Below are 18,338 nucleotides of genomic sequence, written 5' to 3' on the forward strand. Positions count from 1 at the left end.
AGTTTAGCCAAAATCATTATATCACAATCATTTCGTCGGATGCAATGAAACTGGAACGGTGTGGCAAAAAGGAGGGGGAAGCTTGACGCGTGTCTGGTGTGTATATAGTCCGCATGGCTTTTTAGACTCGCTCCACCTGCGCCCGTCAATGATGAAGCCAAAGTCCGCCCCGAACCGAATGCCGGGGCACTGACAAAGTTCGCTTCGCTTAAGAGGAAATGACCCGCGATCCAATTCCCGTGTTTTTCCGTTCTCCGCTCGGCCGGGGCTTGGTCAATCGCTCTTTGGGAACGCGTAGCAACTCACGGATGGCCAGACACGCCCTACCAACCGGTTGCGAAGCGCAATCCGATTTGATTTAAAACAGCGTCAACTGGTTGCTCTCCGGCAACCCTTCGAGACAACCCAGTTTTTTAAGCACTTCCACTACTGCGCTGGATATACGGCTCCGCTTTTGCAAGTCTTCAATGGAGAGAAACTCGCCCTGCTCCCGTGCCTGTACGATATTGCGCGCCGCGTTTTCCCCAATACCGGAGACGGAGGAAAACGGCGGAAGCAGGCGGTCGCCGTCCACCTGGAACCGGATGGCGTCAGAGCGGTACAAATCGATGTTACCGAACTTGAGGCCGCGGGCCAACATCTCCTGCGCCGATTCCAATACGGTCAGCAAGCCCTTTTCCTTGGCCGTGGCGGCGTTACCTTTTTCCAGGATCTCCTCGATCTGCCGACGGATCGCATCCTTACCCTTGAGCACCAGCTCCAAGTCGAAATCGTCGGCACGAACCGAGAAATAGGTGGCATAATACTCCGCCGGATAGTACACCTTGAACCAAGCGATGCGCACGGCCATCATCACGTAAGCCACCGCGTGTGCTTTAGGGAACATGTACTTGATCTTGCGGCAGGATTCGATATACCACTCCGGCACATTATGCTGCCGCATGAAATCGGCCTCTTCGTCGGTCAGACCTTTCCCTTTCCGTACCTTCTCCATGATCTTGAACGCTTTGGAGGGTGGCAATCCCTTGTAGATCAGATAGACCATGATGTCGTCCCGGGTAGAAATCACCTCGGACAGCTTCGCCGTACCACTGCGGATCAGATCCTGGGCGTTGTTGAGCCACACATCGGTCCCGTGGGACAACCCGGAGATGCGGACCAGCTCGCCAAATGTAGTCGGCTTGGTGTCCTCCAGCATTTGACGGACAAAACGGGTGCCGAATTCGGGAATGCCCAGGGTACCCATCGTGTTGCCGCCCAAGTCCTCCGGTGTCACCCCGAGCGACTCCGTCCCGCTGAACAGCTTCAACACTTCGGGATCGTCGGTCGGAATCGTTTTGGGGTCCACACCGGTCAAATCCTGCAACATGCGGATCACTGTCGGATCGTCGTGACCCAGGATATCCAGTTTCAACAGGCGGCCGCTGATCGCATGGTAATCGAAGTGCGTCGTGATCGTCTCCGATTTGGGATCGTCCGCCGGACGCTGAATGGGGGTGAAATCATACACTTCCCGGTTGTTGGGAATGACCATCAGCCCGCCGGGATGCTGCCCGGTTGTCCGCTTCACCCCGCTGCATCCGCGCACCATGCGCTCGACCTCTGCATTCCGCCAGTTGAGCTGCCGCTCCTCCTGGTACTTTTTCACAAACCCATACGCCGTCTTTTCAGCCACCGTCGAGATCGTTCCGGCACGATACACGTAATCCTTGCCGAACAATTCCTCAGTGTATTTGTGGGCGCGGGGCTGGTACTCCCCGGAGAAGTTCAAATCGATATCGGGTACTTTGTCCCCCTCGAATCCGAGGAACGTCTCAAACGGGATATCGTGCCCGTCTTTTTTCAACGGCGTACCACACTCCGGACAATCCTTGCGCGGTAAGTCGAAACCGGACGCCACCGAGCCGTCGGTGATAAATTCATTGTATTTGCAGTTGGGACAGATATAGTGCGGCGGCAATGGGTTTACCTCTGTGATCGAACTCATCGTCGCCACAAAAGACGATCCGACCGACCCCCGCGATCCTACCAGGTATCCGTCGGACAGCGATTTGGTCACCAATTTATGAGCGATGAGATAAATAACGGCAAACCCGTGCTTGATAATGCTGTTAAGTTCCTTTTCCAACCGCTCGCGCACGATGTCCGGCAGCGGATCACCATACGTGTTTTTTGCCGTCTCATAACAAATGCGCCGCAGCTCTTCGTCCGCGCCTTCGATGATCGGGGTGTGCAATTCATCAGGGAAAGGCTTCAGCTCTTCCACCATATCAGCAATTTTGCGTGAATTAGCCACCACCACCTCAAACGCCTTGTCTTCGCCGAGATACGAAAACTCCTCCAACATTTCGTCGGTGGTGCGGAAATAGACTTTGGGCAACGGGTCGGTTTGACGGAAACGGTTGTCGTTGGCCACCAAAATCTCACGGTATATCGCATCCCACTCGTCAAGGTAGTGGGCATTGGATGTGGCCACCACCGGTTTGCCCAATTTCTCCCCGATCTCCACCAACAAACGGTTGGCCTCGCGCAGACGCTCCTCGCTTTCGACGATCCCTTTTTCGATCAGGTGGCGGTTCACTTCCACCGGCTGGATCTCCAGATAATCGTAGAACTGCGCGATCGCTTCCACTTCTTGCGGAGACTTCTGCAATGCCGCCTCGTACAGCTCCCCTTTCTCACAACCTGACCCGATGATCAGCCCTTCCCGGTGTTTGATCAGTTCACTGCGCGGAATGCGTGGTGTTTTGTTACCGAAGTATTTCAGATGGGAAAGCGAAATCAGCTTGTAAAGGTTCTTCAGACCGGTTTCATTTTGGACAAGTATAATCGCGTGAAAAGGCCGCAAACGGCTGATATCCCGTTCACCGGTGAAATCGTTCAGCTGTTCGAGATATCGGATATCCCGTTCGACGCAGTCGACGATCATCTTCCACGTAAGGTATCCGGTCGCTTCCGCATCATAGATGGCCCGGTGATGCTGTTCTAGATGGATGTCAAACTGTTTACAGAGGGTGTTCAGTCGGTAGTTTTTCATCCCCGGATAGAGGAAGCGGGCCAATTCCAATGTGTCGATGACGGGGTTGGTCACCGACTGCAACCCCATCCGTTTTACTCCCATCTGCAAGAAGCCCATGTCGAAACGGGCATTGTGAGCCACCAGGACGCTGTCGCCGACAAACTCCAGAAAACGGGACAGCACGTCCTCCACTTCCGGTGCCCCTTCCAGCATGTCGTCTGTAATCCCGGTCAGTTCCGTAATCTGGGCTGTCAGCGGACGGTGCGGGTTGGCAAACGACTCGAAACGGTCAATAATTTCACCGTTTTTCACCTTGACCGCGGCCAGCTCGATAATGGTGTCGTGCACGGCGGACAAGCCCGTCGTCTCCACGTCGAACACCACATAGGTATCCTCTTTCAGCTCACGGTGGGCAGCGTTCATCACAATCGGGACCCCATCGTCCACCACATACGCCTCGACACCCAGAATCACCTTGATGCCGTGCTTTTTCCCCGCACTGTAGGCTTCGGGAAACGCCTGCACGACACCGTGGTCAGTGACCGCCACCGCTGGGTGACCCCACTCGGCCGCCCGTTTGATCATATCACCCGCATCGTATACACCGTCCATCGCACTCATCGACGTGTGCAGATGCAATTCCACCCGTTTCTCTTCCGCCGTGTCCATCCTGCGCACCGGGGCCGTCTCGCGCAAGTCGTTTGCGATCAACACCAGCTCACGGGCAAAGGTATCAAACTGGACGGAGCCGCGCGCCTTCACCCATATACCGTCTTTGACGCGGGAAAGCATGGCCGCATCTTCTTTGTCGCGGGCAAACACCTTGACTTGAATCGAATCCGTAAAATCAGTGAGGTTAAACGTCAACAGCGTCCGTCCGCTTCGCAATTCGCGAACCTCGGAATTGAATACTTCCCCCTTGATGGCGACGCGTCGCTCTTCTTCCTGAATCTGTCTGATCGGAATCGGTTCATCCTGAAAGTCGTATCCGATCGCCAGCTCTTCCGGCTCGTGGGCGGGTGGTTCCGCCGACCCAGACTTGGCTTCCTCACGCTGAACCAACGCTTCCTCCACCAATGCGCGCATCGCTTCTTCCTGTTGTTCGCGAAAGCGCTCCTCCGCCGTTTCGGCCTGTTCACTCGACAGGATCACCGAAATGCGTCCGCCGGAAAGATCCTGCAAATAGGAAGCGATTGCATCGTCCACCCGTTTTTGACGTGCCATATTCAACATCATCGGATTGGGAAACACGATGGTGAGCCGATCCCGTTCCCAGTTCCATGTTGCTTTGCCCAACCAACCAGCTGCTGCAGCGGAAACGTTCTCTGCCACATGATGCCGGATCACTTGCCAGTAAACCTCCAGCAGCTGGTTCATTTCCACATGATCAAAGCGGACCTTGAGTGAAACGCGGGCATACGCCTGAAACGCCCGGGAAATCCGCTCTTGCGCCTCCTGTACGATATGCGGAGGTACCAAACGGGGCAAGCGAAGAAGGATCGTCCATGACTGCCTCTTGCGACTGACCCGAACCTTTTCTATGTACGCACCCGAAAAATGCTCGTTCCACCACTCTGGCGACAGATTGGCATGCGCCAACAACTTCTCCAGTTTGAGAGCCGCAGAAGACATCGTCCGGTTCACCTCCCTACCATTTCGTCTCTTAAGAGTGTATCAGAAAGAGAGATAGGCGACTAGGAGGTTGTTCGCTTTATGCGTCGACATTTCGAAAGTGATCAAAGCCCCAACGAAAACCATCCGTCAGGGCTTGGCAAATTGAAACCCCCGCACCTTTTCGTGCGGGGGTGTTATTGTCAGCTTCACGACACCGGTTGATCCACGCGTTTGAGCAGCTCCGGCAGTTGCTCCAACACTTCCTGTACGGCCAACTGGCCACTTTCTCCGGATCGGCGGAATTTGTATTCGACCAATCCCTCCGCGGCTTTGGCCCCCACCGTGATCCGAAGGGGAATGCCGATCAGGTCGGCATCTTTGAACTTCACGCCGGCACGTTCTTCCCGGTCGTCAAATAACACTTCATATCCGGCTTGTTTCAGCGCTTCGTACAATTGTTCAGCCGTACGCGCCTGATCCTCGTTTTTCATATTGACGGCGATCAGGTGAATTTGGAACGGAGCAATGCTGGACGGCCAGATGATCCCGTTTTCGTCATGGTGTTGCTCGATGACCGCCGCCACCGTCCGGGAGATGCCGATCCCGTAACATCCCATAATATACGGTTGCTCCCGACCTTCTTTGTCCAAGAACGTCCCGCGCATCACTTCGCTATAGCGGGTGCCTAGCTTAAACACATGTCCCACTTCGATGCCGCGGGCAAACCGGATGGAGCCACCGCAACGCGGGCAGACATCGCCCTCTTGGATGTTGCGCAAATCGGCATACAGATCCACTTGGAAATCCCGCTCCGGCACCACATGAATCAAGTGCGCGTCAGCTTCGTTGGCACCAACCACCGCTTCGGGCATCACTTTGACAGCCTGGTCGGCCAGGATTTTCACTTTTTCCTTTAAGCCGACCGGCCCGGCAAAACCGACCGGTGCTCCTGTCACGCGCCGGACGGTCGCTTCGTCAGCCAACTCGCAGATCGCGGCGTTCAGCACGTTTTTCACCTTGACCTCGTTCACTTCATGGTCACCGCGAACCAAAACCAGTACCGGTTCCTTGTCGGCGACGAACAAGATGCTTTTGATCACCTGATCCGACTCAACGCCCAACACTTTTGTCACTTCTTCAATGGTGGACGCCTTCGGGGTGGCTACTTTCTCCGGCTGACGCTCCCCGCGCGTCACTTCCGTCGGTTCGTTGAACACCACCTCGGCCATTTCGATATTGGCCGCATAGTCGCAGTCATTACAGAGCGCAATCGTATCCTCACCGGAGTCGGCCAGCACCATGAACTCGTGCGTCCCCTTTCCTCCGATGGCGCCGGCGTCCGCTTCCACCGCACGGAAATCCAATCCGCAACGGGTGAACACGTTGACATAGGCATCGTACATCGCTTGGTAAGTCTCGTCCAGGCTTTCCCGGTCCGTGTGGAAAGAGTAGGCATCTTTCATGATAAATTCCCGACCGCGCAACAAACCGGATCGCGGACGACGCTCGTCGCGGAATTTGGTCTGGATCTGATACAACGTCATCGGCAGACGTTTATACGAATTGACGAAGTGACGAACCAGATCGGTGATCACTTCTTCATGAGTCGGTCCCAAAACAAACTCCCGCTCGTGACGGTCTTTCAGCTTGACCAGTTCCGGTCCGTAGGTTTCGTACCGACCGGTTTCTTGCCAAAGTTCGGCCGGATGCATCGCCGGCAGTAACAACTCCTGCGCACCCGTCCGATCCATCTCTTCGCGCACAATCTGTTCCACTTTCCGCAACACGCGGTACGCCAGCGGCATATATGTGTAAACTCCCGCCGCCAGTTGACGGATCAAGCCAGCCCGGAGCATCAGGCGATGGCTGACCATCTCCGCTTCGGAAACTTCACGTAAGGTAGGTATCAAAGCTGTTTTTTGCCTCATCGATCTCTCCTCATTTCACCCTTCAACGTTGACTGAAAAACACCTTCATGATATCGTTGTACGTCACTGCCAACATCAGTACCATCAGCAAAGCGAATCCGACAAAGTGAACCATGCTCTCTTTGTTCGGATCTACCGGCCGTCCACGCAAAGCCTCCAATCCGATAAACACCAGTCGGCTTCCGTCCAAGGCCGGAATGGGCAACAGATTAAATACACCGAGATACAGGCTGAGTAAAGCCGTCCACCTGATCAAAGCGAGAAATCCTGCTTCTGCAGCCTGTCCGGTGATGGAGGCGATCTGTACCGGCCCTCCCAGGGACTGGATGCCAATTTTGCCTGTGATCAATTGGCCAAATCCCTCGAAGATCCGATCCGTCCATATGACGGTCTCTTTCGCCCCCTTTGCCACCACTTCTGTGGCGGTGGCCGGTTGCTGCTGCAAGCGTACATTCATGAGATACTGCTTGATTTGCGGGTTCCAGATCGGTTTCACCTTGGTTTGAAAAACCTGGTCCCCACGCTGCACCGTGACCAAAATCGGTTGTCCCTGTGATTGCTGCACTTTATCCCGCAAGTCGTCACCATCACGGATCGTTTGACCGTTCACGGCACGAATCACATCTCCCGATTTTAACCCAGACTCGGCCGCGGGTGAACCGGGTACCACATCGTGAATCACCTTGGATTCGACACCGGTCAGTTTGACCAAGACCATGAACAATATTGTGGCCAACACGATGTTGAAAACGGGTCCCGCCAATATTGTCAACGCACGCTGCCCCAGTGTTTTGGAACTGAATTGCCGGTCCAGAGGAGCAATTTGTGTTTTATCCTTTAGATCGCGGTACAGAAAGGCTTGCGGATGAACGTCATAACGTAAGGGACGCCCATCTTCCGTCTCCAGACGGACAAACAGGTCCTTTTCCAAATCCATTCCCGTTACTTTCCCTTTAACGGGCAGGGACTGGTACTTCGGATGTTTTGGGAAAAAGAATCCCGTCACACGATCCTGATCGTCCAATTCCACAGCCACTTTGGATCCCGTCTGCAATTCGACGATTTCCGGGTCTTCCCCCGCCATACGTACAAAGCCACCCAACGGTAAAGCGCGGATCGAATACAGGGTTTCCCCTTTCCAACGGGAGAAAATCTTGGGACCGAACCCGATGGCGAACTCCCTCACCAAGATGCCCGCCCGTTTGGCAAAGAGGAAATGTCCCAATTCATGAATAAACACCAACACGCTCAACACGATGACAAACGACAAGATGGTTTGCATCCCGATCACCGCCTTGTTTTTCAATGGCAAGGGCGTGTCTGGTGCATATCGGCCGCACCAGACATCCCTTGGCTTTCACACGCGTACCCGGTCATCGTAGGCGACGCTTCTCGCCCATCGGTCTGCCTCATCGATCGCTTCCAACGAAGGTTCGGTGATGGGTTGGTGCCGTTCCATCACCCGCTCAATGACCTTCTCCATTTCCAAGAAGGAAATCTCCCGCGCCAAAAAGCGTTCGACAGCCACTTCGTTGGCGGCATTGAGGACGGTTGGCATCGTACCGCCGATTCGTCCCGCCTCATACGCCATTCTCAAACAGGGATACCGGTCAAAATCCGCCCGGCGGAAATGAAGGCTGCCCAACTCGACCCAGTCCAATCGTTTCGTGCTGAGCGAAAGTCGCTTCGGATACGTGAGCGCGTATTGAATGGGTACGCGCATATCCGGCGTTCCCAATTGTGCCATCACGGCACCATCGACAAACTCTACCATCGAATGGATGATACTCTCCGGATGGATGACCACATCGATCCGATCATATGAAAGATCGAACAGCCAGTGCGCCTCAATCACTTCCAACCCTTTGTTCATCATGGTGGCGGAATCGATGGTGACCTTGGCTCCCATCGACCAATTGGGGTGTTTCAGCGCTGCCTCCGGCGTCGCCTCGGCCAATTGCTCGCGCGTCCAATCCCGAAATGCCCCGCCGGAAGCCGTCAAGATGATCCGGTGAACATCCTTGTGGCGTTCCCCATTCAGACATTGGAAAATCGCAGAGTGTTCGCTGTCGATTGGGTAGATGGTGACACCCGCGCGTTCCGCCGCCTTTTTGACGATATGCCCCGCCGTGACCAACGTCTCCTTGTTGGCCAGTCCAATGGCCTTACCCGCTTCGATCGCCGCCAATGTCGGGCGCAGGCCGCGACTGCCGACCAAAGCGGACACAACATAATCGGCATCCGGATGCGTGGCTACCGCCATCACCCCTTCATCGCCCCACATCACTTTCACGCCGGCATCCACCCGGCTCTGCACCGCCTCAGCCGCTTCCTTCGTCGCCATGGAAACCAGACGGGGGCGAAAACGGTTCACTTGTCGCACCATCTCTTCGACATTGGTTCCGGCTGCCAGCGCCATGACTTCAAACTGATCGGGGTGCTCCGCCGCCACAGCCAGCGTATTGGTACCGATGGAACCCGTCGAACCGAGAATGGCCAGATGTCTCATGTAACTTCCTCCTCAAATCAGGTGACAGACTTTGAGCACAATCAAACTGAACAGCAAGCTGTCGAATCGGTCCAATACGCCGCCGTGCCCCGGGAGCAACATTCCGGAGTCCTTTACCCCTGTGGTACGTTTCCACGCCGATTCGACCAAATCACCCAACTGGCCCGTCGCTGCGACGAGCAGGCTGATACCCAACAGTGCAAGCGGTTCGGTTTCGATGGGCAAAATCAATCCGACGGCAACACCCATCAAAACGGAGAAAATGATGCCGCCAATGGAGCCTTCTACTGTTTTGTTGGGACTGATGGCCGGCCACAGTCTGCGCCGACCATACCGTCTCCCGACAAAATAGGCACCTGAGTCATTGGTCCATGTAATCAACAGTACCAATAGCGTCCATGCCCACCCATCAGGTCGCCAGATCAACTGCATCATAAACGAAAAACCATAACCTATGTATAGCGCACCGACCAGCAGATAGGCTGTCTCATGAATGTTGACGCGGTTTTTGGTCCACACGGTCAGCAGAAAATAGAGAATGAGACCGATCAATATGTTTTCGGGTGAATGGAAAACGCCCGCGTACGGGTGGCGATCATCCGAAACCAGTCCGGACAAAAACAGGAGCCAGACCACCAAAAAGCCGACGGCTGCTTGCAAGCTGTCCCACTTCACACGGTTCATCCGGCAGTATTCCGCATATCCCACCGTAGCCAGCAGGCCAACCAGTCCGGTGTACCACCAACCGCCCATCCACAGAAGGAAAAGAAATCCCGCGGCGCCCAACACCCCCGTGATCACACGTTGCTTCATCCTTGGACTCTCCTGTCTTCATCATACCGCCCCGTAACGACGCGAGCGCTGTTGATAATCCATAATCGCTTGATAAAACAGTTCGCGATTGAAATCAGGCCACGCCACTTCGGTGAACCACAATTCGCTGTAAGCAAGCTGCCACAACATGAAGTTGCTGATCCGAATCTCCCCGCTGGTACGGATGATTAAATCGGGGTCCGGTTGCCCAGCTGTGTACAAATATCGATCCACCGTTTGTTCGTCGACCTCGTCTTTATCCATCTTTCCCGTTTCCACGTCTTCTATAATCCTTTTCAGAGCCAACACAATTTCCGCCCGAGAACCGTAGTTGAGCGCCAGATTGAGCGTAAGACCCGTGTTCTCTTTCGTTTCCTCCTGAAACGTACGCATCGCTCGCTGCGTATGCGGTGGCAAGTCCTCCTCCTGTCCCAGCATCTTCACACGGACGTTTCGCCTTTTCAAATCTTCCAGATCGGTTTTCAGAAACTCTTCCGGCAGTTTCATCAAATATTCCACTTCTTCTTTGGGTCGTTTCCAGTTCTCCGTTGAAAAGGAGTAAAGCGTTAGAGACTGGATGCCCAAATCATCCGCCGCACGGACAATTTCACGTACGGTTTTCATCCCTTCGCGGTGACCGGCGATGCGGGGAAGCCCCCTCTTTTTGGCCCAACGACCGTTCCCATCCATGATCACGGCCACATGCCGGGGAATGGGCCCCCTTTTCAAATCAAGCAGCCGAGCTTCATCCTTCGGTTTTTTATCTTCCGTATAACCGGTCAACCATTGTTTCAGTGTTTGGATCATGATCATTCCTCCGCACATTCCCTGTCGCGATACAACTCTAGTATAATATAAACCGTTTACCCAAGAAATGATTTGAAAAAAACCCCCTCATCCGTGAAGAAGAGGGGCTTCCCGAAAAACGCCGCGTTTTTCGCGGCGAAAACGCCTTCGGAACACGGTTCCTTGAGACATTTTGCGCACGCGGCTGTCAGATTTCCATAATCTCTTTTTCTTTGGCCGCTACAATCTTATCCGCTTCCTGAATAAATTTGTCGGTCAGTTTTTGAATCTCATCCTGCCCGCGACGGGATTCGTCCTCGGAGATATCTCCGTTTTTCTCTAATTTCTTGATATCATCGTTGGCGTCGCGTCGAATGTTTCGGATGGCCACTTTGGCTTCTTCGCCCGTCTTCTTGACTACCTTGACCAGCTCGGCACGCCGCTCCTGGGTCAACGCCGGCAAATTGATACGAATGACATTGCCGTCATTTGAAGGGGTCAGTCCCAGATCCGATTTCAGGATGGCGCGCTCAATTTCAGCCAGAGCGGATTTGTCCCACGGCTGAATTACCAGCGTGCGTGGATCCGGCGTGGAGATGTTGGCCAATTGGTTTACCGGCATTTCACTGCCGTAGTATTCGACCACCACTTTTTCCAGCAATGCCGGTGTCGCACGGCCGGCACGCAAAGCGGCCAAATCTTTCTTCAACACTTGAATCGCTTTCTCCATCTTATCGGTGGCTTGTTTTTTCACCGGCTCCAGCATCAGATACTCCCCCTCACCAGTGTTCCGATTTTTTCTCCGAGAATGACCCGTCGAATGTTGCCTTCTTTCTCAATATTAAATACGATCAAAGGAATGTCATTGTCCATGCAAAGCGAAGATGCCGTTGAGTCCATCACGCCGAGGCCCTGGTTGAGCACATCGAGGAAGGTGAGTTCATCATACTTGACCGCATCCGGATTGCGCGCCGGGTCGGCGGAGTAGACGCCATCCACTTTATTTTTGGCCATGAGGATGACATCGGCTTCGATTTCAGCGGCACGCAATGCAGCCGTGGTGTCCGTTGAGAAATAGGGGTTACCGGTTCCGGCGGCAAATATGACCACCCGTCCTTTTTCCAAATGCCGGATGGCGCGTCGCCGGATGTACGGTTCAGCCACTTGACGCATCTCGATGGAGGTTTGGACTCGGGTGGGGACACCCAGTTGCTCCAAAGAATCTTGCAATGCCAGCGAATTCATCACCGTAGCCAGCATGCCCATATAGTCGGCCGTCGCCCGGTCAATACCACGTGCGCTGCCGGCCACACCCCGCCAGATGTTGCCGCCGCCGACGACCACCGCTACCTGAACGCCCATTTCGACCACTTCTTTGATTTGTTGGGCGATGGAAGTGATCACCTTCGGATCGATCCCGTAGCCTTGCTGACCGGCCAGGGCTTCTCCGCTCAGTTTTAACACGACACGTCGATAATGGGGCCGCTCCATAACGGTTCCTCCGTTTCTACACGATACCCTTATTCGACAGGGTGTCTGGTTTTCCTTCCCTGGTCATCGTCAAAAAAGGGAACACCGGGTGTTCCCTTTTTTGACGCGAAACTCACTTCTTCATTTGGGCCATGACTTCTTCAACGAAGTTGTCTTCGCGTTTTTCCAGCCCTTCACCCAGTTCGTAACGTACAAAACGACGAATGGAGATGTTTTCCCCGATCCGGGCGATTTGCTCTTTCACCAATTGATCGATCGTTTTGTCGCCGTCTTTGATGAACGGCTGTTCCAACAGACACACTTGTTGATAGTATTTCTCCAGTCGGCCCGCCACCATTTTGTCCACAATATGTTCCGGCTTGCCTTCGTTCAAAGCTTGGGTACGCAGGATTTCGCGCTCTTTTTCCACCTCTTCGGCAGGCACTTCCTCACGACGTACGTATTTCGGCGCCATCGCAGCGATCTGCATCGCGATGTCCTTCACAAATGCTTGGAATTCGGCGTTTTTCGCCACGAAGTCGGTTTCGCAGTTCACTTCTACCAACACGCCGATCCGTCCGCCTGCGTGTATGTAGGATTCCACAATCCCTTCGGCAGCGATTCGTCCTGCTTTTTTCGCGGCAGCAGCCAATCCTTTCTCGCGCAGGATTTCTACCGCTTTTTCCATGTCTCCGTTCGCTTCCTGCAGGGCTTTTTTACAATCCATCATGCCGGCGCCCGTTTTTTCCCGCAATTCTTTTACTTGAGCCGCGCTAATGGCCATGAAGAGATTCCTCCTTCAACAGTCTTGTTCTCCAATTCGCCTAGGGTGGATTGGGGTGCGCCTTTTTCCTTCTCGCTCCTGTTTCTATGCATCTCAAAGGTCGCTCATTGAAAAAGGGCACTTTCCTCTAGGGAATCTTAACGCAGGAAAAGGGTGGGCAGGAATCCCTTCCCACAGCCACCCTTTGCTTTCGATCAATTACGAAGCACTTTGCTCGCCTTGTTTCCCTTCCAACACGGCATCAGCCATTTTGGAGGTGAACAACCGCACAGCGCGGATGGCATCATCGTTGCCCGGAATCACATAATCCACTTCGTCCGGATCGCAGTTGGTATCCACGATCGCCACGATCGGGATGTTCAGCTTACGTGCTTCAGCCACAGCGATCCGTTCTTTACGCGGATCGATGATGAATACCGCATCCGGCAGTTTTTTCATATGCTTGATGCCGCCCAGGAATTTTTCCAGGCGTGCCTTTTCTTTGCGCAGCAGCACCACTTCTTTTTTCGGCAGAACATCAAAGGTGCCGTCTTGCTCCATTTCCTCCAGCTGGTGCAGGCGCTCGATCCGCTTGCGGATCGTTTGGAAGTTGGTCAGGGTACCACCCAGCCAACGATGGTTGACATAGAACATGCCGCAGCGTTCCGCTTCTTCCCGCACTGCGTCTTGCGCTTGCTTCTTGGTCCCCACAAACAGGAGGTTGCCGCCTTGTGCGGCCAGCTCGCGGACGAAGTTGTAGGCTTCTTCCATCATCTTCACGGTTTTTTGCAGGTCGATAATGTAGATCCCGTTCCGTTCCGTGAAGATGTATTTCGCCATTTTCGGGTTCCAACGACGCGTTTGGTGTCCGAAGTGAACACCGGCTTCCAGCAATTGTTTCATCGAAACGACAGCCACTAAAATTCCTCCTTTATTGTTCTTCCTCCGCTGGATTCATCCGCGAACGGGACCGCACACCACAGCGGCACGTCCGTCCGCTTCCTCCAACGTGTGTGTTTCACACCGCTCTATAATATAACACAATCGTCTCGCCGGTGGCAAGAACTCAAGCCTGGATACCTCATACTTCCTTCAGTTTTGCCAATTCAACCAACAATCTTTCATTCAAGACCTTGATATACGTGCCTTTCATCCCCAACGACCGCGATTCGATCACACCGGCGCTCTCCAGTTTGCGTAATGCGTTGACGATGACGGAACGGGTGATGCCGACACGATCGGCTACTTTGCTGGCCACCAACAGACCCTCCGGCCCCTCCAGCTCCTCGAAAATGTGTTCCACTGCTTCCAACTCGCTGAATGAAAGCGAATTGATCGCCAGCTGGACCACCGCGCGTGAGCGGGCTTCCTCTTCCGCCTCTTCCGCCTTTTCGCGCAATATTTCCATCCCGACTACTGTCGCACCGTATTCCGCCAGGACGAGATCATCGTCAACAAACGGCGCGTCAAACCGGGTGAGCAAAAGCGTTCCCAGTCGATCGCCGCCTCCGACGATCGGTACCACAGTCGTATAGCGGTGTTCAAACATTCCGCCCAGTTGTTTCGTGAAACTGTATTCACTCGTTTCGTCCAAGTTGGGGGACGTCTCCTTCACCTGCTTCAACAGCTGGTTATATTCCTCCGGCAGACGCCGATCACGCAACACGACGTGATTCATTTCATCCACCGCATATTCCTGAGCAATGCCGTAGCCCAAAATTTTTCCCTTGCGACTGACCACGTACACGTTGGCCACGATGACGTCTCGCAATACTTCGGCCATCTCCATGAAACTCACGGACTGCCCACCCGTTCGCTGTAACAGGCGGTTGATTTGGCGGGCTTTGGTCAGCAAATCCATCACTAATTTCTCCTTCCTTTACTCACAAAATGTATTGGCTCAAGTCCCTATTTTGGACGATCTTGGCCAGGCGATCCCGCACATATTCCGGCGTGATCACGATTTCTTCCAAATGGATGTCCGGGGCTTCAAACGAGAGTTCCTCCAACAGACACTCCAACACGGTGTGCAAACGGCGGGCCCCGATGTTTTCCGTTCCTTTGTTCACTTCGGCAGCCAGCTCGGCAATCTCGCGAATCGCTTCATCGGTGAACTTCACTTTGATCCCCTCGGTTTCCAGCAGGGCAGCGTATTGTTTGAGCAGCGCGCTTTTGGGCTCGGTCAGGATCCGGACGAAGTCATCCGCCGTCAAATCGTTCAGCTCCACGCGAATGGGAAAACGCCCCTGCAGTTCCGGGATAAGATCGGACGGTTTGGCCGTGTGAAACGCCCCCGCGGCGATGAACAAAATATGATCCGTCTTGACCGGGCCGTATTTGGTCATCACCGTCGAACCCTCGACGATCGGCAATATATCTCGCTGCACACCCTCTCGGGAGACATCCGGCCCGGTGCCACGGTCCTTTCCGGCGATTTTGTCCAACTCGTCGATGAAGATGATCCCGGATTGTTCAACCCGTTCAAGGGACTCCTGTATCACCTGATCCATGTCGATCAGTTTTTGCCCTTCCTCTTGGATCAACACCTTGCGCGCCTCGCGTACGGGTAAACGCCGCTTCTTCGTCCGTTTGGGTAAAAACTGTCCCAGCATCTCCTGCATGTTGATCCCCATCTGCTCCACGCCCGAGCCTGCAAACATATCCATCATCGGCAAGGAGCTGTCTTCCACTTCGATCTCGATCATTTGGTCTTCCAACTCGCCGCGGATCAACTTTTCCCGCACTTGACGACGTTTTTCCGCAACGCGACCGCGTTCGACCTCATCCATGTCGTCTGTCCGGGGGGAAGTGGCGGATTGGAACAACGCTTCCAACGGATTTTTGAATCCCGCTCCGGGTTTGCGCGACGGCACCAAGATTTCGACGATCCGATCCTCGGCCAGCTCTTCGGCGCGTTCCTTCACTTCTTCGATCTTCTCCGCCTTCACCATACGAATGGCCGTTTCCACCAAGTCGCGCACCATCGACTCTACGTCCCGACCGACATAACCTACTTCGGTGAATTTGGTCGCCTCCACCTTGACGAACGGTGCACCCACCAATTTGGCCAGACGACGGGCAATCTCCGTTTTTCCGACGCCGGTGGGTCCGATCATCAGGATGTTTTTCGGCACCACCTCGTCTTTGATCTCATCCGGTAATAAACTGCGGCGATAGCGGTTGCGCAGGGCAATCGCCACCGCACGTTTGGCCTCTTTCTGACCGACGATGTATTTGTCCAGCTCCTCCACGATCTGGCGCGGCGTCAGCTGTTCCCGCTTGCGATTGGCTTGCGCCATGAGCTCATACCTCCTCCACGACGATTTGGTCGTTGGTGAAAACACAGATTTCGCCGGCGATCTTCAATGCGGCCTCGACGATTTCGCGGGCGGACATCTCGGGTACATGCCGTTTCAATGCCCGGGCCGCCGCCAAAGCATAACTGCCGCCCGAACCGATCGCGATGATGTCATCATCCGGTTCGATCACCTCGCCCGTACCCGCAATCAGCAGGAGGTGTTCGTTGTCCATCACGATCATCATCGCCTCCAACCGGCGCAAAACCTTGTCTGACCGCCATTCCTTCGCCAGCTCCACCGCGGCCCGCGGCAGATTGCCGTTGAACTCCTCCAGCTTGCTTTCAAACTTTTCGAATAAGGTGATGGCATCAGCCACGGACCCGGCAAAACCGGCAACCACTTTACCCTTGTATAACCGACGCACTTTTTTGGCCCTATGCTTCATCACCATCTGGTTACCGAACGTCACCTGGCCGTCACCTGCCATCGCCGCTGCTCCTTGGTGACGTACGGCACAAATGGTCGTCGCGTGAAATGCAGACATGAACTTCCCTCCTCATTTTTCATCAACCTCACAAAGCTCCTCACCGTTTCTGCTAAAGTTTGCGCATTAGTGAACAAAAAGGGACAAAAATGTGGCAAACCAAGGAAAAGATGAGACAACCCATTCGCAGTAATCCATCTTGATGCAGTGGCAGGTGTGCTGATCATAAAGAAACAGCAGTGTAAAACTGCTGTTTCTCGGCTGCCGGATCTTTTCAGAAAAAGCAGAACGTTCCTACCCAATCGTATCACACCGACGGTTGAAGTATCAAGAGAGGGTATACAACTCGCCGGAAAATGCCTGTAAGCTTTCCAATGCGCGTTCGGCGATTTTCAGATTGCGTTCCTTTTTGGAGCGGATTCTTTGAGGGAGCGGCGGCAACAACCCGAAGTTGGCATTCATCGGTTGGAAATTGTCCGGATCGGCCGTGGTAATATAGTGGGCGAGGCTACCGATCGCCGTCTCATGCGGAAACACAACCGGGTCTTGGCCCATGGCCAGCCTTGCCGCATTGATCCCTGCGATCAAGCCGGAGGCGGCCGACTCGACATATCCCTCCACTCCGGTCATCTGACCGGCAAAGAACAAATCATCCCGATTCTTGAATTGATACGTGGGCTTGAGCACCTTAGGAGAATTGATGAACGTGTTGCGGTGCATCACACCGTACCGTACGATTTCGGCGTTCTCCAAACCCGGGATCATGCGGAATATCCGCTTTTGTTCTCCCCATTTCAAATGGGTTTGGAAACCGACCAAGTTGTACAACGTCCCCGCACTGTTGTCCTGCCGTAGTTGCACCACCGCAAACGGTTGTTTTCCGGTGCGGGGATTAACCAGTCCGACAGGCTTCATCGGACCGAACAACAAGGTTTTTTTGCCCCGTTTGGCCATCACTTCGATCGGCATGCAACCTTCAAAGTAAATCTCTTTCTCAAACTCCTTGAGCGGAGCCGTCTCTGCCGTGACCAGCGCATCATAGAACCGGTCAAATTCCTCTTCGGTCATCGGGCAGTTGAGGTATGCGGCTTCCCCCTTGCCGTAGCGGGAAGCGACAAATACTTTGTCCATGTCGATGCTCTCTTTTTCCACGATCGGGGCCGCCGCGTCGTAGAAATACAGATACTCCTCACCGGTCAACGCTTTCAGTTTCTCCGACAGGGCGGCGGAAGTAAGCGGTCCCGTCGCAATCACGGTGATCCCTTCGGGAATGTCCGTCACTTCTTCTTGAATGATCTCCACGTGAGAGATATTGTGCAAAGCCGCCGTTACCTCGGCTGAAAACGCCTCACGATCTACGGCCAACGCACCCCCGGCGGGAACGGCGTGTTGGTCGGCACACCGCATAATCAGCGAGTCCAACCGACGCATTTCTTCTTTTAATACTCCCACGGCATTGGTCAATTCATTGGAGCGGAGTGAGTTGCTGCATACCAGCTCGGCGAAATCGCCTCCCCTGTGTGCCGGCGTCCGTTTGACCGGCCGCATCTCGTACAGACGGACCGGCACGTTGCGTTGAGCAATCTGCCACGCTGCTTCGCTCCCCGCCAAACCGGCGCCGATCACATTTACCGGTTGTTTCGGCATTTCTAG

General features: G+C 54.2%; 14 protein-coding genes. All 14 read right to left on the bottom strand.

Annotation, left to right across the window (positions count from 1 at the left end; translation table 11 throughout):
• Positions 1-358 precede the first annotated feature (358 nt).
• The 14 genes from NWF35_RS11180 to trmFO all read right to left on the bottom strand — a co-directional run bounded on the left by NWF35_RS11180 (position 359) and on the right by trmFO (position 18,332).
• Entirely contained in the window at positions 359-4,651 is a 4,293-nt protein-coding gene (locus NWF35_RS11180) for a PolC-type DNA polymerase III (protein WP_301239155.1), read from the bottom strand.
• Between the two features lie 188 nt (positions 4,652-4,839).
• Positions 4,840-6,561, bottom strand: coding sequence for a proline--tRNA ligase (locus tag NWF35_RS11185; protein ID WP_301239157.1), 1,722 nt, complete (start codon positions 6,559-6,561; stop codon positions 4,840-4,842).
• Between the two features lie 22 nt (positions 6,562-6,583).
• Complete coding sequence (gene rseP, locus NWF35_RS11190) at positions 6,584-7,843, bottom strand: RIP metalloprotease RseP (protein ID WP_301239158.1); 1,260 nt, start codon at positions 7,841-7,843, stop codon at positions 6,584-6,586.
• A 75-nt stretch (positions 7,844-7,918) separates the two neighbouring features.
• Positions 7,919-9,070: a 1-deoxy-D-xylulose-5-phosphate reductoisomerase gene (locus NWF35_RS11195; protein ID WP_301239159.1), complete on the bottom strand. Its 1,152-nt coding sequence runs from the start codon at positions 9,068-9,070 to the stop codon at positions 7,919-7,921.
• A gap of 12 nt (positions 9,071-9,082) precedes the next feature.
• Positions 9,083-9,883 carry a phosphatidate cytidylyltransferase gene (locus tag NWF35_RS11200; protein WP_301239160.1) on the bottom strand — a complete coding sequence of 267 codons (801 nt, stop codon included), beginning with the start codon at positions 9,881-9,883 and terminating at the stop codon, positions 9,083-9,085.
• A 21-nt stretch (positions 9,884-9,904) separates the two neighbouring features.
• Entirely contained in the window at positions 9,905-10,690 is a 786-nt protein-coding gene (gene uppS / locus NWF35_RS11205) for an undecaprenyl pyrophosphate synthase (RefSeq protein ID WP_301239161.1), read from the bottom strand.
• 187 nt (positions 10,691-10,877) lie between these two features.
• Positions 10,878-11,435, bottom strand: a complete 558-nt coding sequence (gene frr, locus NWF35_RS11210; RefSeq protein ID WP_301239163.1) for a ribosome recycling factor — start codon at positions 11,433-11,435, stop codon at positions 10,878-10,880.
• Positions 11,435-12,160 carry a UMP kinase gene (pyrH, locus tag NWF35_RS11215; protein ID WP_301239165.1) on the bottom strand — a complete coding sequence of 242 codons (726 nt, stop codon included), beginning with the start codon at positions 12,158-12,160 and terminating at the stop codon, positions 11,435-11,437. The genes frr and pyrH overlap by 1 nt, the downstream gene beginning before the upstream one ends.
• Before the next feature lie 112 nt (positions 12,161-12,272).
• Positions 12,273-12,923: a translation elongation factor Ts gene (gene tsf / locus NWF35_RS11220; protein WP_301239167.1), complete on the bottom strand. Its 651-nt coding sequence runs from the start codon at positions 12,921-12,923 to the stop codon at positions 12,273-12,275.
• Between the two features lie 198 nt (positions 12,924-13,121).
• Positions 13,122-13,820 carry a 30S ribosomal protein S2 gene (rpsB, locus tag NWF35_RS11225; protein WP_301239169.1) on the bottom strand — a complete coding sequence of 233 codons (699 nt, stop codon included), beginning with the start codon at positions 13,818-13,820 and terminating at the stop codon, positions 13,122-13,124.
• A gap of 163 nt (positions 13,821-13,983) precedes the next feature.
• On the bottom strand, positions 13,984-14,763 hold the full coding sequence (gene codY / locus NWF35_RS11230) for a GTP-sensing pleiotropic transcriptional regulator CodY (RefSeq protein ID WP_301239171.1): 780 nt from the start codon (positions 14,761-14,763) through the stop codon (positions 13,984-13,986).
• 22 nt (positions 14,764-14,785) lie between these two features.
• Entirely contained in the window at positions 14,786-16,201 is a 1,416-nt protein-coding gene (gene hslU, locus NWF35_RS11235) for an ATP-dependent protease ATPase subunit HslU (protein ID WP_301239172.1), read from the bottom strand.
• 4 nt (positions 16,202-16,205) lie between these two features.
• Positions 16,206-16,745 (bottom strand): ATP-dependent protease subunit HslV, encoded by a 540-nt coding sequence (gene hslV, locus NWF35_RS11240; protein ID WP_301239173.1) that lies wholly within the window; start codon positions 16,743-16,745, stop codon positions 16,206-16,208.
• Between the two features lie 267 nt (positions 16,746-17,012).
• The gene (gene trmFO, locus NWF35_RS11245; RefSeq protein WP_301239174.1) at positions 17,013-18,332 is read right to left on the bottom strand and encodes an FADH(2)-oxidizing methylenetetrahydrofolate--tRNA-(uracil(54)-C(5))-methyltransferase TrmFO; all 1,320 of its coding nucleotides are present in this window, start codon (positions 18,330-18,332) and stop codon (positions 17,013-17,015) included.
• Positions 18,333-18,338: the final 6 nt, after the last annotated feature.

This window comes from Polycladomyces subterraneus (assembly GCF_030433435.1).
GTDB classification, from domain to species: domain Bacteria; phylum Bacillota; class Bacilli; order Thermoactinomycetales; family JIR-001; genus Polycladomyces; species Polycladomyces subterraneus.

Bases quoted from the DNA above. Each gene is read 5' to 3' on its own strand.
- hslU (WP_301239172.1), bottom strand. From the start codon at position 16,201: ATGGCGCAAGCCAATCGCAAGCGGGAACAGCTGACGCCGCGCCAGATC.
- rseP (WP_301239158.1), bottom strand. From the start codon at position 7,843: ATGCAAACCATCTTGTCGTTTGTCATCGTGTTGAGCGTGTTGGTGTTT.
- hslV (WP_301239173.1), bottom strand. From the start codon at position 16,745: ATGTCTGCATTTCACGCGACGACCATTTGTGCCGTACGTCACCAAGGA.
- NWF35_RS11195 (WP_301239159.1), bottom strand. From the start codon at position 9,070: ATGAGACATCTGGCCATTCTCGGTTCGACGGGTTCCATCGGTACCAAT.
- codY (WP_301239171.1), bottom strand. From the start codon at position 14,763: ATGGATTTGCTGACCAAAGCCCGCCAAATCAACCGCCTGTTACAGCGA.
- NWF35_RS11185 (WP_301239157.1), bottom strand. From the start codon at position 6,561: ATGAGGCAAAAAACAGCTTTGATACCTACCTTACGTGAAGTTTCCGAA.
- NWF35_RS11200 (WP_301239160.1), bottom strand. From the start codon at position 9,883: ATGAAGCAACGTGTGATCACGGGGGTGTTGGGCGCCGCGGGATTTCTT.
- tsf (WP_301239167.1), bottom strand. From the start codon at position 12,923: ATGGCCATTAGCGCGGCTCAAGTAAAAGAATTGCGGGAAAAAACGGGC.
- pyrH (WP_301239165.1), bottom strand. From the start codon at position 12,160: ATGGAGCGGCCCCATTATCGACGTGTCGTGTTAAAACTGAGCGGAGAA.
- uppS (WP_301239161.1), bottom strand. From the start codon at position 10,690: ATGATCCAAACACTGAAACAATGGTTGACCGGTTATACGGAAGATAAA.
- NWF35_RS11180 (WP_301239155.1), bottom strand. From the start codon at position 4,651: ATGTCTTCTGCGGCTCTCAAACTGGAGAAGTTGTTGGCGCATGCCAAT.
- trmFO (WP_301239174.1), bottom strand. From the start codon at position 18,332: ATGCCGAAACAACCGGTAAATGTGATCGGCGCCGGTTTGGCGGGGAGC.
- frr (WP_301239163.1), bottom strand. From the start codon at position 11,435: ATGCTGGAGCCGGTGAAAAAACAAGCCACCGATAAGATGGAGAAAGCG.